Raw genomic sequence first — 13,683 nt, forward strand, 5'->3', positions numbered from 1 at the left:
GCCTCAGCGGTTCTCCCGCGCCAGGCGCATCGTCTCGGTGAGCAACTTCGACACAGCGGCCGCCTCGGTGAGGAACCCGTCGTGCCCGTCGCGGGAATGCACGATCTCGAGCCCCGCGCAGCCCGGCAGGCCTTCGGCCAGTTCGGCCTGGGTGTGCAGGGGATACAGCCGATCGGAGTCGACCCCGCCGACCACGCACGGCACCGACGTCGAAGCCAGCGCGGCCGCGATGCCGCCGCGCCCGCGACCCACATCGTGGCGGTTCATGGCCTCGCTGAGCAGCACATAGGTGGCCGGGTCGAAGCGCTGACACAGCTTGTCGGCCTGGTGCTCGAGGTAGCTCTGCACCGCGTAGCGCCCGCCGGTCCACGGGTCCTCGTCGCCCTGGGCCGTGTTGGTGAAGCGGTGGTCGAGTTCGCTCTCGGTGCGGTAGGTCAGGTGCGCGATGCGCCGGGCCAGCCCCATGCCGGTCATCGGCGCGCGGCCGGTGCCGTGATAGTTGCCGCCCTGCCAGTCGGGATCGGCGGCGATGACGGCCATCTGTGTGGTCTGGGTGCCGATCTGATCGGCGGTGGCGCGGGCGCCGACGGCCAGCACGAGCGCCGCCGAGACCCGCTCGGGCAGGCCGATGATCCACTCGAGCACCCGCATGCCACCCATCGAGCCGCCGACGACCGCGCCGAGCCGCTCGATCCCGAGCACCTCGAACAAGCGCGCCTCGGCGGTCACCTGATCGCGGATGGTCAGCTCGGGAAACCGTGCGCCCCAAGGCTTTCCGTCGGAGGCGAGCGAGGACGGGCCGGTGCTGCCCTTGCAACCGCCCAGCACGTTGGTCGCGATCACACACCACTCGTCGGTGTCGATCGGCGCGCCGGGCCCGACCATGCCCTCCCACCAGCCGGGCGCCCCGTCGGGCCCACCGACGACATGGGAGTCGCCGGTGAGCGCGTGTTCGACGAGCACCACATTGTCCAGCGCGGGCGAGAGCTCGCCCCAGCGTTGCACCGCCAGCCGCACATCACCGACCACGGCGCCGTTCTCCAGCGTCACGTCCCCGATGGCGACCAGACCGACTCGCCCGTCCGGCGGCGGCAGCAGGGCCACCCCGGTTCCGGGTCGGGCGATCGGCGATTCGGTGCTCACAGTCACGTCGTCGCCGCCGCGAACCCGGCCCGCAGATCGGCCAGAATGTCGTCGATTCCCTCGATGCCCACCGCGAGCCTGACCAGGCCGGGAGTCACGCCGGCCGCCAGCTGCTCGCCGGGCGTCAACTGCGAGTGCGTGGTCGACGCCGGGTGAATCACGAGAGAACGCACATCACCGATGTTAGCTACATGGCTGTGCAGGCTGAGCGCGTCCACGAACTTCTTGCCCGCGTCGACACCGCCTGCCAGCTCGAACGCGACGATCGCGCCCGCGCCCTTGGGTGCCAGCTCCTTGGCCCGCGCGTACCAGGGTGAGGACTCGAGGCCGGCGTAGAACACCGCGTCGACACCCGGCTGCTCGGCGACGAACTTCGCGACCTTCTCGGCGTTGCTGACGTGGCGTTCCACGCGCAGGCTCAGCGTCTCGATGCCTTGGGCGATGAGGAAGGCGTTGAACGGTGAGACCGCCGCACCGAGATCGCGCAGCAACTGCACGCGCGCCTTGAGCGCGAACGCGGGCGCACCCAGATCGGCGAACACCGCACCGTGGTAGCTGGGATCGGCCTCGGTGAAACCGGGGAAGCGCGCGTTGCCGTCGGCGTCGCGCACGGTCCAATCGAAGGTGCCACCGTCGACGATCACACCCGCCACGGCCGCGCCGTGCCCACCCAGGTACTTCGTCGCCGAATGCACGACGATGTCGGCGCCGTGCGCCAGCGGCTGGATCAGGTAGGGGGTGGCGACGGTGTTGTCCACGATCAGCGGAATGCCGTTCGCGTGCGCGACACCGGCGATGCCGGGAATGTCGAACACCGCGCTGCTGGGGTTGGCGATGGTCTCGCCGTAGAACGCCTTGGTGTTGGGCTGGATCGCCGCCTCCCACTGCGCCAGATCATCGGGATCCTCGACGAACGAGACCGTGATCCCCAGCTTGGGCAGCGAGTAGTGGAACAGGTTGTACGTGCCGCCGTAGAGGTGCGGGCTGGACACGATGTGATCGCCCGCGCTCGCCAGGTTCAGGATCGCGTAGGTCTCCGCGGCCTGGCCCGAGGCCACCAGCAGCGCCGCGACGCCGCCTTCGAGCGCGGCCACTCGCTGCTCCACCGCGTCCTGGGTGGGGTTCATGATCCGGGTGTAGATGTTGCCCGGTTCGGCGAGACCGAACAGCGCCGCGGCGTGGTCGGTATCGCGGAAGGTGTAGGAGGTGGTCTGGTAGATCGGCAGTGCCCGCGCGTTGGTGCTCGCGTCGGGGGACTGGCCGGCGTGGACCTGCTTGGTCTCGAAGGACCAGTTCTCGGGCAGGGAAGAGTCGGTCATGTCGTACTCCAGTGGGTGTCAGTCGGGGGATCTCGTCAACTGGGTCGGATCGACTGGCAACAACACATGGGGGCCTCCTGCAGTGCGCGCTTGCTCTCGACTTTCGAGAGCCCGGTCATCACCCGGAGCACCCCACCGCAGCTGGAGGGTTGCCGACCAGCGAGCCGGGGCTTGGCGCTGGTACTCATGACCTTGCCGTCATGTTAACCGGACATCGCCCGCGCGCGGAAACTTCCCCCGCATTTCATCGCCCAGATCACTCGTTCGACGGTGTGGCAGGCCTCGGCGTGTCGTCGTGTACAGCGGATCGGAGCACGGTCCGACCCGGCCGACCGGACTCGCACCGCCGCTCCCGGGGCGCGGACTCAGTTGTGTTACTACTCAGTAGCCGGTCAAGGCCCGATCGGTGCCGACGTGGCCGCCGGGGCGGAGTAGCTTCGAGGAGTCCCGCACAGCGGGCCCTCCCATCGCGGTGAGGTACGGGACAGCAGTACGCTCGTCTTGTTTGCACCACACGTCCCGCAGACAACGCGGGGCATATACGTTGTCTGTTGGAACTGCTGGGGTCCGCTCACAAGCGTGTTCGCCTAGCCGTGCAATAAGGGCACCCACCGAGGAGGACACGAAGATCCATGTCCAAGATCAAGGTTGAAGGCACCGTCGTAGAACTCGACGGCGACGAGATGACCCGGATCATCTGGCAGTTCATCAAGGACAAGCTGATCCATCCCTATCTCGACGTGAATCTCGAGTACTACGACCTCGGCATCGAGTACCGCGACAAGACAGACGACCAGGTCACCGTCGACGCGGCCAATGCCATCAAGAAGTACGGCGTCGGCGTGAAATGCGCCACCATCACCCCCGACGAAGCGCGGGTGAAAGAGTTCGGCCTCAAGAAGATGTGGCGCTCGCCCAACGGCACCATCCGAAACATTCTGGGTGGCACCATCTTCCGCGCGCCGATCATCATCTCCAATGTGCCCCGTCTGGTGCCCGGCTGGACCAAGCCGATCATCATCGGCCGTCACGCCTTCGGCGACCAGTACCGCGCCACCGACTTCAAGGTCTACGAGGCGGGCACCGTCACGCTGACTTTCACCCCGGAAGACGGCAGCGAGCCGATCGTCCACGAGGTCGTGAAGATGCCCGAAGACGGCGGCGTCGTCATGGGTATGTACAACTTCCGCAAGTCCATCGAGGACTTCGCGCGCGCGTCGTTCAACTACGGCCTGCAGCAGAACTACCCGGTGTACCTCTCCACGAAGAACACCATTCTCAAGGCCTACGACGGCATGTTCAAAGACGTCTTCCAGGAAGTCTTCGACGACGAGTTCAAGGCCGAGTTCGACGCCGCGGGTCTCACCTACGAGCACCGCCTCATCGACGACATGGTCGCCTCCTCCATGAAATGGGAGGGCGGCTACGTCTGGGCCTGCAAGAACTACGACGGCGACGTGCAGTCCGACACCGTGGCCCAGGGCTTCGGCTCGCTCGGCCTGATGACCTCGGTGCTGCTCACCCCGGACGGCAAGACCTGCGAGGCCGAAGCCGCCCACGGCACGGTCACCCGGCACTACCGCCAGCACCAGCAGGGCAAGCCGACCTCGACCAACCCGATCGCGTCGATCTTCGCCTGGACCCGCGGCCTCGAACACCGCGGCAAGCTGGACAACACCCCCGAGGTGATCGGCTTCGCGCAGGCGCTCGAGGACGTGGTCATCAAGACCGTCGAGGGCGGTCAGATGACCAAGGACCTCGCCGCGCTCGTCGGCGGGGACCAGGGCTACCTGAGCACCGAGGAATTCCTCGGCGCGCTCGACGTGAACCTGGCTCGCGCTCTGAAGTGAGATAGCCCCGGTTCGCGACCGCGAACCCGCCCGGCTGTGAAGGTGCGCTTGTCCGCCTCTCCGTGTTCCAGGCCAGGCTCGAGTGACGTGAGATCTGCGTCGGCGGCCTGCGGACAGGTGGTGTTTCGGTTTGCTCGACCCGGTGAGTTACCCATGTTCTCGCGAGATCAGTGGGTGGCTTGCCGGGTCGTTCTTGTTCGGGGTGTGGTAGCTCACGGTCTCCTCGGGTAGCGAATGGGCACCTACCCCCGTTGCATGGAAGCGTGACTTCCTCCATCGCCGTTCCCGATCGCCTCGACGAGCCACGCACCAGCTGGCATGTCCCGGCGATGCTCGCGTTGGCGCTGGGTGGATTCGGGATCGGGACCACCGAGTTCGTGACCATGGGGTTGCTGCCCGATATCGCGCGGGCCTTCGATATCTCCGAGCCCTCGGCCGGGCACGCGGTCTCGGCGTACGCGCTCGGGGTCGTTGTCGGTGCGCCGCTGATCGCCGCGCTGTGCGCGCGGGTGGCGCGCAAGAAATTGTTGATCGTGTTGATGGTCGCGTTCACCGTCGGCAATATCGGGACCGTGCTCGCGCCGACCTTCGGCACGCTCGTGCTCGCCCGCTTCGTGTCCGGGCTCCCGCACGGCGCGTACTTCGGTGTCGCCTCGCTGGCCGCCGCCACGCTCGCCCCCGTCGGGCAGCGGGCCAAGGCGGTGGCGGCGGTGATGCTCGGGCTCAGCGTGGCGAATGTGGTCGGTGTGCCGGGCGCGACCTGGCTCGGTCAGCACTTCGGCTGGCGTGACGCCTATGTGGTCGTCGCCGTGATCGGGATGGCGACGGTGGCCGCCCTCTGGCGCTACGTCCCCGCCCTGACCAGCATGAAGATCACCAACCCACTGACCGAGCTCGGTGCGTTGCGTCGCCCGCAGGTGCTGCTCACCCTGGCCGTCGGCGCGATCGGCTTCGGCGGCATGTTCGCCGTCTACACCTACATCGCCACCACCATGACCGACGTCGCGGGCATGCCCATCGGCGCGGTGCCGCTCGTGCTGGCCCTGTTCGGCGTCGGCATGATCGTCGGCAACATCGGCGGCGGCATCCTCGCCGACCGTGGCGTGGACCGCTCGATCTTCGTCGCCATGATCGCGATGGTGGTGATCCTGGCCGGCTTCGTCCTGGCCGCGCACAACCCCGTCACCGCCGCGATCGGCGCCTTCCTCGTCGGAGCCTCCGGTGCGTCCTTGGCCCCCGGCCTCCAAACCCGCCTCATGGACGTAGCCGCCGACGCCCAGACCCTCGCCGCCGCCCTCAACCACGCCGCCTTGAACATGGCCAACGCCGCAGGGGCCTGGTTGGGCGGCCTGGTCATCGCCGCGGGCCTCGGTTACACCGCCCCGGCGATGGTCGGCGCCGTCCTCGCGGTAGCCGGCGTCGTCCTGTTCACCCTGACGGTGTTCCTGCAACGCCGCTCGGCACACAACACGCCGTAACCGATTGGTACCCTTCGTCGCCTCGACATACGGTGCCCCGCATGCCGAGCCACCTGCACGAAGGTTTGCTTGACCTGTTCCGCACCGATCTCCTGCTGGCCCCGTCGTTGCTGGCTGAGGAGTTCGGTATCCCGCTCCCGGGCCTGTCCCAGATGCGGGCTGAGCCGTGCGACTTCACCGACGTCGGGCCCAAGGAGTTTCGCGGTGACCTGGCACTCAGCACTCATGACGATCGCGACATTCCCGTTCTCGGTGTGTGCGTGGAGGTGCAGTTGTCGAAGGCGGATGTGCGCCGCTGGAAATGGCCGGTCTACCTGACAACGCTGCGATCGCGGCTGTGTTGCCCGGTGGTTCTGTTGGTGGTGACGCCGAGTAGGGCGGTCGCGAAGTGGGCCGAACAGCCGATCGAACTCGACACCGTGGGATCGGTGATCCAACCGCTGGTGCTCGGCCCTGACCGTTTCCCCGTCGTGACCGATCCAGCTGAGGCGGGAAGGTGCCCTGAGCGCGCGACACTGTCGGCGATCGCCCACGGCGCGGGTCCGCATATGGAGGAGGTCCTTGCCGCGTTCCTGGCCGGGCTGATGAAAACCGACGATGAACATGCGAAAATGTATCTTGATCTGGTCGACGACGCGTTGACCGTCGTCGCAAGCCGACGCCTGGAGGAACTGATGGAGAGCACGCCTCAATACCGCGGCCGCATCGCGACCAAGTACATGGCGAAGGGGCGCGAGGAGGGGCTCGCCGAGGGGCTCGCCGAGGTGGACGCGAAGGTCGTCGAGACTGCCGCGCATGCGGTGCTCACCGTACTGACGGCCCGCGGGCTCGAGCTGTCGGCCGCGCAACGGGCGCAACTCGCGGCGTGTACCGATATCGACCAGCTCGACGCATGGTTGACGCAAGCCGTTACCGCCACCCGCACCGACGAACTCTTCAGCTGATAAGTCTCCAGCCACCGCTTCCTCGGCGTTTCTAGTCGGCCGGGCGGGCCCAACCGACGCTGAGTTGAACGGCGCGTTGCCAGCGTTCGTATTCGTTGTCGCGGATTCGGCGATCCGCGGCGGGGGTCCATTGCGCGGCTACCTTCCAATTGCGGCGTAGCCCTTGGAGATCGGGCCAGTAGCCGACGGCCAATCCCGCCGCGTAGGCGGCACCGAGGGAGACGGTTTCGGTGACCAGCGGGCGCATCACAGGGGTGTCCAGGACATCGGCGATGATCTGCATGAGCAGATTGTTGGAGGCCATTCCTCCTGCTACGCGCAGGGATCGAGCTTGTAAGCCCGCGTCGGCGTTCATGGCTTCGACTACGTCGCGGGTCTGCCAGGCGGTGGCTTCCAGGACGGCGCGGGCCAGGTGGCCTTTGGTGACGTAGGAGGTCAGGCCGATGAGCAGGCCCCGGGCGTCGCTGCGCCAGTGGGGGGCGTAGAGGCCGGAGAAGGCGGGGACGAGGTAGCAGCCGCCGTTGTCGTCGACTGTGCTTGCCAGAGTTTCGATTTCGGGGGCGGTGGCGATCAGGCCGACGATGTCGCGTAGCCATTGGACCAGGGATCCGGTGACCGCGATCGGGCCTTCCAGCGCGTAGACCGGTTCGGGGCCGACCTGGTAGCCGATGGTGGTGAGCAGGCCGTGTTCGGAGCGGATCAGTTCGGTGCCGGTGTTCATCATGAGGAATCCGCCGGTGCCGTAGGTGCATTCGGTTTCACCTGGGGCGAAGCAGGTTTGGCCGAACAGGGCCGCGTGCTGATCGCCGAGGGCGGCGCCGATCCGCACGCCGGGGACGACGGTGCGGGCGGTGCCGAAATCGCCGGTCGACGGTTCGATACGGGGGAGCATGGCGGGCGGAATGTCGAAGAATCGCAACAGTTCCGCGTCCCACTGGCGGGTGGCGAGGTTCATCAGCAGGGTGCGCCCGGCATTGGTGACGTCGGTGACGTGCTCGCCGGTGAGGTTCCAGATGAGCCAGGATTCCATGGTGCCGAACAGGACGTCGCCGCGTTCGGCCCTGTCGCGCAGGCCGTCGACATTGTCGAGCAGCCAGCGCAGGCGCGGTGCGGCGAAATAGGTCGCCAGGGGGAGACCACTCAACTCCGGAATACGTTGGGCGCCGGGCAATTCCTTCATTTGGTCGACCAGGTCTTCGGTGCGCACGTCCTGCCAGACGATGGCCAGCCGCACCGGCTGCCCGGTGTGCCGATCCCACACGACGGTGGTCTCACGCTGATTGGCGATGCCGATCGCGGCGACCTGCTCGACGGTGATCCCGGCATCGCGCAACGCGGCGGGCACGATCCGCTCCACGGTTCGCCATATCTCGAGCGCGTCCTGCTCCACCCATCCGGACTTGGGGTAATGCTGACGATGGGTTCGCTGCGCCATCCCTACCAGCCGCGCGTGCTGGTCGAAGACGATGCAGCGGCTCGAGGTGGTGCCCTGGTCGATGGCCAGCACGAAACGTTGAGTCATCGGCAGCTGCTCTCGTCGTCGGTGCGCGTCTTCACGGCGACGGCCGCACCATGGTTGCACTGAGCGGTGAAAAGTGCTGTTTCGCGACTTATCTGGTACGGAATCACGATTATGGGGGACCCACTATGCCGTGCCCGTCGGGTGGTGTTCGGCCGGCACCGGGCAGCTGGCTCGCTGCTCGGGAGCTGGTCCGGCTGGACCACAGCGAAAGTCGCGATGGCCCAGCTCATTGCGCTGCCGTCAAGTCGCGGTGCACAGCGAGGGCAGCGGCCCGCACCTGCTCTATCGCGGCGGTGTGAACCTGTAAACGGTTGTCGCACAACCGTTCAACCGGTCCGGTGATACCGATGGCCGCGACGACAAGCCCACCTCTGGCTCGAATGGGGACCGCGATCCCCGCTTCGCCCGTGCGATGCTCTTCGACCTCCGCTGCCCAGCCTCGCCGTCGTACCTCGGCGATCGCCCGGTCGAGTCCATCGTGTTCGGTGATCGTCCGCCGGGTGAACCCTTGCAGTGCAACGACTTCCGCTGCCACGTCGTAGGCCAGCAGAATCTTGCCGAGCGCGGTCGCGTGGGCGGGGAGCACCTCACCGACGGCCAGGGTTTGCACGCTGTTGTCGGGTCGAAAGACGTGGTGGATCACCGTGATTCGACTATCACGTGCCACCGCGATGCGAACCGATTCCCCGGAACGGGAGGCGAGGGCGTCGGCCCGGTGGATCGCTCGCGAACGCAACTCGTTCACATCGAGCCGATCGGTCCCGAGTTCGCCGATCGAGGGGCCGAGGAGGTATTTGCCGGTGAGCGCGTCCTGGCCGACGAACCCGACCCCGAGCAGCGTCCGCAGGATGCCGTGCGCGGTGGGTTTGGCCAGGTCGAGTGCGGTCGCGATCTCGCCGACGCCCAGCGGTCCCGATCCGCGCGCGAGCAGGCGCAGCACGGCGGCGGCGCGTTCGATCGACTGGATCGGCCCGGGCATGGCCCCGAACCTACCACCGTTCAGCATTGTCGAACGGTGTCCGTGGTGTACGCGTCCGCGCGTTCCTAGCGTGGGTTTCGGGCCCGGGTGCCCGATCGACGGACTCGATGCCGAGGTCCGGGAAGGACGACAAATGAACCGGTATGTGGGCGCGATCGACCAGGGCACGACTTCGACGCGATTCATGGTTTTCGACCACAGAGGCACCGTTGTGGCCCGCCACCAGCTCGAACACTCCCAGATCATGCCGCGTCCAGGGTGGGTCGAACACAATCCGGACGAGATCTGGGAACGCACCCGCACCGTCGTCAAGACCGCCCTCTCGCTCGCCGATCTCACGGCCGACGACCTCGCCGCCATCGGTGTCACCAACCAGCGCGAGACCACCGTGGTGTGGAACCGCCGCACCGGCCGTCCCTATGGCAACGCCATCGTCTGGCAGGACACCCGTACCGACCGCATCATCGCCGACCTCGATGCCGCCGGGCACAGTGCGCTCATCCGCGAGAAGACCGGCCTGCCGCCCGCGCCGTATTTCTCCGGCGGCAAGCTGAAGTGGATCCTGGACAACATCGCGGGCGTGCGCGCCGATGCCGAGCGCGGTGACGCCCTGTTCGGCACCCTCGACAGCTGGCTGATCTGGAATCTCACCGGCGGCGTGCACGTCACCGACCCCACCAACGCCTCGCGGACCATGCTGATGGATCTCGAAACCCTCGACTGGGACGACGAACTCCTCGCGATCTTCGGCATCCCACGGGCCATGCTGCCGACCATCGCCGCGTCGGCGAACCCGGGACTGTTCGGGACCACGAAACCCGACGGTCCGTTCACAGGGGCGGTGCCCATCGCGGGCGTGCTCGGCGACCAGCAGGCCGCGGGTGTCGGGCAGGTGTGCTTCCAGCCCGGCGAGGCCAAGAACACCTATGGCACAGGCAATTTCCTGATGCTCAACACCGGCACGGAGATCGTGCGCTCGAACCACGGCTTGATCACCACCGTCGCCTACCAGTTCGGCGACGACAAACCCGCCTACGCGCTGGAGGGTTCGATCGCGGTCACCGGTTCGGCGGTGCAGTGGTTGCGCGACCAGATGGGCATCATCGCCGGTGCCGGGCAGATCGAAGACCTCGCGGGCCAGGTGCGCGACTCCGGCGGTGTGTATTTCGTGCCCGCCTTCTCCGGTCTGTTCGCACCGTATTGGCGTCCCGATGCGCGCGGCGCGGTCGTGGGTCTGTCGCGCTACAGCAACAACGCCCACTTGGCCAGGGCAACACTGGAATCCATCGCCTACCAGACCCGCGATGTGGTCGAGGCCATGCAGCGCGACGCCGGCGTGCGCCTGGCGACACTGCGGGTCGACGGCGGCGTCACCGTGAACCAGTTGGCCATGCAGATCCAGGCCGACCTGCTCGGCGTGCCGGTCTCGCGACCGGTCGTCGCCGAGACCACCGCGCTCGGTGCCGCGTATGCCGCCGGGCTGGCCGTCGGCTTCTGGAGCGGCACCGACGAACTGCTCGACAACTGGTCCGAAGACGTTCGCTGGTATCCGAGCTGGTCCGACGAGCAACGCGAACACGGCTACCGCCGCTGGCTCAAGGCCGTCGAGCGCACCCTCGACTGGGCCGAAATCTGAATCACCACAATACTTTCGAGAAGGAGATCATCGTGTCTGTGCGACTGGACCCCACCTACCGCGAGAAGGCTGTCGGCACGCTCGACACCGCCGAGGTCGATGTTTTGGTCATCGGTGGTGGCGTGACCGGCGCCGGCGCCGCGCTCGACGCCGCCTCACGCGGCCTGTCCGTCACCCTCGTCGAGGCACGCGATTTCGCCGCGGGCACTTCGAGCCGCTCCTCGAAACTCATCCACGGCGGCCTTCGCTACCTGGAGCAGATGGACTTCGCGCTGGTGCGCGAGGCGCTCAAGGAGCGTGGGCTGCTGCTGAATACGCTCGCACCGCACCTGGTGCATCCGGTGCCGTTCCTGTTCCCGCTCCAACATCGGGTGTGGGAGCGCGCCTACATCGGTGCGGGCATCGCGCTCTACGACACCCTCGGCGGCGCGCGCACGGTCCCGATGCACAAGCACCTGAGCCGTTCGGGCGCACTGGAACTCGCACCCGCGCTGCGTGAGGACGCGCTGACCGGCGCCATCCGCTACTACGACGCACAGGTCGACGACGCCCGCCACACGATGATGATCGCCAGGACCGCCGCCGAAAACGGTGCCACGGTGCTGACCCGCACCAAGGTGATCGGGCTGGAACGCGACGGCGACAAGGTCGTCGGCGCGCGCGTGGAAGACCTGGAAACCGGCCTGACGCACACCATTCGGGCCCGCACGGTGATCAGCGCGACCGGCGTGTGGACCGACGACATGATCAAGATGACCGGCGTCGACTTCCCGTTCCATGTCCAGATGTCGAAGGGCGTGCACATCCTCGTGCCGCGCGAGCGGCTGAACCTGCACACCGGCATGATCATGCGCACCGAGAAGTCGGTCCTGTTCGTGATCCCGTGGGCCGAACACTGGATCATCGGCACCACCGACACCGAATGGGCCCTGGACAAGAACCACCCGACAGCCACCGCCGCCGACGTGCAGTACATCCTCGACCATGTCAACGCGCTGCTGCGCGAGCCGTTGACCAGGGCGGACATCGTCGGCACCTACGCGGGCCTTCGCCCACTGATGACCGGTGCCACGAAGGAGACCGCGAAGCTCTCGCGCGAACACGCCGTCGCCGAACCCGCGCCGGGCCTGTTCGTGATCGCGGGCGGCAAGTACACGACCTACCGGGTGATGGCCGCCGACGTCGTCGACGCGGCCGTCGCGCGCCTGGGCGGGGAGATCCCCGCCTCGTCGACCGCGCAATTGCCGATCGTCGGCGCGACGGGCTACTTCGACATGCTCGCCGAAGTAGCCGACCTGTCGGTGTCGCAGCGGCTGCCCGTCGACGTGGTCGAACACCTGCTCGGCCGCTACGGCTCACTGAGTACCGACATCTTCGGCCTCATCGCCGCCGATCCCGCCCTGCGCCACCCGATTCCGGGGGCCTCGGACTACATCGCCGCCGAGATCGTCTACGCCGTCACCCACGAGGGTGCCCTGCACCTCGACGACATCCTCGCCCGCCGCACCCGCATCTCCATCGAGGTCCCCGACCGCGGCCTCGCCGCCGCGCCGGAAATCGCCCGCTTGATCGCGCCGCTGCTCGACTGGAACGAGGAGACCACCAACGTCGAGATCAACCGGTACTACGACCGCGTCCACGCCGAACTCGCCGCCAACAAGGCAGGCGACGACGCCGCGGCCAACGCCGCCAGACTGGTCGCGTCCCGCTGACCTGCGCCGATATCCACCGAACGGCACCGCGGACTGCGCAGTCGTCGGGCTGAGCCGACGACTGCGCAACCCGCGGCGCTGCTCCACGTCGACTCGCGGAACCCAGTCGTGGTGTCGAGATCGGGACCACCATGCCCCCGCGATGGCTAGCGTGGGCACATGGAATCGCCAATCACTCCCCGAACCGCGGCGCTCTCGTGAGCCGGGGCACCATCCTGATCACCGGCGCCAGCTCCGGACTCGGCGCCGAGATGGCCCGCCAATTCGCCGCGCTGGGCTATGACCTCGGTCTGTGCGCGCGCCGCACCGAACGGCTCGACGAATTGCGCGCCGAGATCCTCGCCGCACACCCCGACCGCGTCGTTTCGGTGAAGCAACTCGACGTCACCGACGACACGGCGGTGTTCACCGTCTTCGACGAGTTCGCCGCCGAATTCGGCACTGTCGACCGGGTGATCGTCAATGCGGGCCTCGGCAAGGGCGCCCCGCTGGGCACCGGCCACCACAAGGCCAACCGCGAGACCGCGGTGGTGAATTTCGTTGCCGCTCTTGCCCAGAGCGAGGCGGCGCTGAAGATCTTCCGAGCCCAGGGCCGCGGTCACCTCGTGATGATCTCCTCGATCTCGGGCCTGCGCGGCATGCCCAAGACGCTCACCACCTACGCGGCCACCAAGGCAGGGGTCGCGGCACTGGCCGAAGGTGTTCGCGCGGAAGCGATTGCGGGCGTCGACGTCTCGGTGATCTATCCCGGTTACATCCGCTCGGAGATGAACGACCGAGTAAAGCATCAGCCGAAGTTCATGGTGGACACCGAAACCGGCGTCAACGCAATGGTCTCCTCGATCGAGAAGCGTCGCGCCAATGCCTATGTGCCGAGTTGGCCGTGGGTACCACTGGGCTTCGCACTGCGCATCCTGCCGCTGCCGATTGTCCGAAAATTGATCTGATTACCGCGCACGCCCCGACCTCGGGATTGATCTGAAACCGGCCCCGCACGCCCCGACCCCGAGGAGGGGCCGCCGCGCAGCGGCGGTTCGCGGCCGTCCCGTCGATCAGGCGCCGTTGCGTAGGCGACGAAGGAGCAAGCAACGGTGCCTGAT

At 67.3% G+C, this 13,683-nt stretch carries 10 protein-coding genes and 1 riboswitch; of the genes, 6 read left to right on the forward strand and 4 right to left on the reverse strand.

Features of this window, described 5'->3' with window-relative positions; genetic code table 11:
• Positions 1-3 precede the first annotated feature (3 nt).
• Together ACFWUR_RS26860 and ACFWUR_RS26865 are read right to left on the reverse strand one after the other, a co-directional pair.
• Entirely contained in the window at positions 4-1,149 is a 1,146-nt protein-coding gene (locus tag ACFWUR_RS26860) for a homoserine O-acetyltransferase (protein ID WP_378910479.1), read from the reverse strand.
• The gene (locus ACFWUR_RS26865; RefSeq protein WP_378910480.1) at positions 1,146-2,462 is read right to left on the reverse strand and encodes a bifunctional o-acetylhomoserine/o-acetylserine sulfhydrylase; all 1,317 of its coding nucleotides are present in this window, start codon (positions 2,460-2,462) and stop codon (positions 1,146-1,148) included. Before ACFWUR_RS26865 ends, ACFWUR_RS26860 begins: the two co-directional genes overlap by 4 nt.
• 81 nt (positions 2,463-2,543) lie before the next feature.
• A riboswitch (SAM riboswitch) is annotated at positions 2,544-2,654 on the reverse strand.
• Positions 2,655-3,094: 440 nt separating this feature from the next.
• Here ACFWUR_RS26865 and ACFWUR_RS26870 point away from each other — a divergent pair.
• From ACFWUR_RS26870 to ACFWUR_RS26880, 3 genes are all read left to right on the forward strand, one after another.
• The gene (locus tag ACFWUR_RS26870; protein ID WP_378910482.1) at positions 3,095-4,312 is read left to right on the forward strand and encodes an NADP-dependent isocitrate dehydrogenase; all 1,218 of its coding nucleotides are present in this window, start codon (positions 3,095-3,097) and stop codon (positions 4,310-4,312) included.
• 329 nt (positions 4,313-4,641) lie between these two features.
• Positions 4,642-5,790, forward strand: a complete 1,149-nt coding sequence (locus tag ACFWUR_RS26875) for an MFS transporter (RefSeq protein ID WP_378910537.1) — start codon at positions 4,642-4,644, stop codon at positions 5,788-5,790.
• Positions 5,791-5,831: 41 nt separating this feature from the next.
• Positions 5,832-6,734 (forward strand): hypothetical protein, encoded by a 903-nt coding sequence (locus tag ACFWUR_RS26880; RefSeq protein WP_378910483.1) that lies wholly within the window; start codon positions 5,832-5,834, stop codon positions 6,732-6,734.
• 31 nt (positions 6,735-6,765) lie between these two features.
• Here the strand turns inward: ACFWUR_RS26880 and glpK (ACFWUR_RS26885) are convergent, their stop codons facing one another.
• A complete protein-coding gene (gene glpK, locus ACFWUR_RS26885) occupies positions 6,766-8,256 on the reverse strand; it encodes a glycerol kinase GlpK (RefSeq protein ID WP_378910484.1) in 1,491 nt (496 codons plus the stop codon).
• Between the two features lie 226 nt (positions 8,257-8,482).
• Entirely contained in the window at positions 8,483-9,235 is a 753-nt protein-coding gene (locus ACFWUR_RS26890; RefSeq protein WP_378910485.1) for an IclR family transcriptional regulator, read from the reverse strand.
• A 133-nt stretch (positions 9,236-9,368) separates the two neighbouring features.
• On the opposite strand from ACFWUR_RS26890, the gene glpK (ACFWUR_RS26895) reads away from it, so the two are divergent.
• The 3 genes from glpK (ACFWUR_RS26895) to ACFWUR_RS26905 all read left to right on the forward strand — a co-directional run bounded on the left by glpK (ACFWUR_RS26895) (position 9,369) and on the right by ACFWUR_RS26905 (position 13,530).
• The gene (gene glpK, locus ACFWUR_RS26895) at positions 9,369-10,871 is read left to right on the forward strand and encodes a glycerol kinase GlpK (RefSeq protein ID WP_378910486.1); all 1,503 of its coding nucleotides are present in this window, start codon (positions 9,369-9,371) and stop codon (positions 10,869-10,871) included.
• Between the two features lie 32 nt (positions 10,872-10,903).
• Positions 10,904-12,583 carry a glycerol-3-phosphate dehydrogenase gene (gene glpD / locus ACFWUR_RS26900; RefSeq protein WP_378910488.1) on the forward strand — a complete coding sequence of 560 codons (1,680 nt, stop codon included), beginning with the start codon at positions 10,904-10,906 and terminating at the stop codon, positions 12,581-12,583.
• A 197-nt stretch (positions 12,584-12,780) separates the two neighbouring features.
• Positions 12,781-13,530, forward strand: a complete 750-nt coding sequence (locus tag ACFWUR_RS26905; protein ID WP_378910489.1) for an SDR family oxidoreductase — start codon at positions 12,781-12,783, stop codon at positions 13,528-13,530.
• Positions 13,531-13,683 lie beyond the last annotated feature (153 nt).

It is taken from the genome of Nocardia sp. NPDC058633 (genome assembly GCF_042717045.1).
Classification (GTDB): Bacteria; Actinomycetota; Actinomycetes; order Mycobacteriales; family Mycobacteriaceae; genus Nocardia.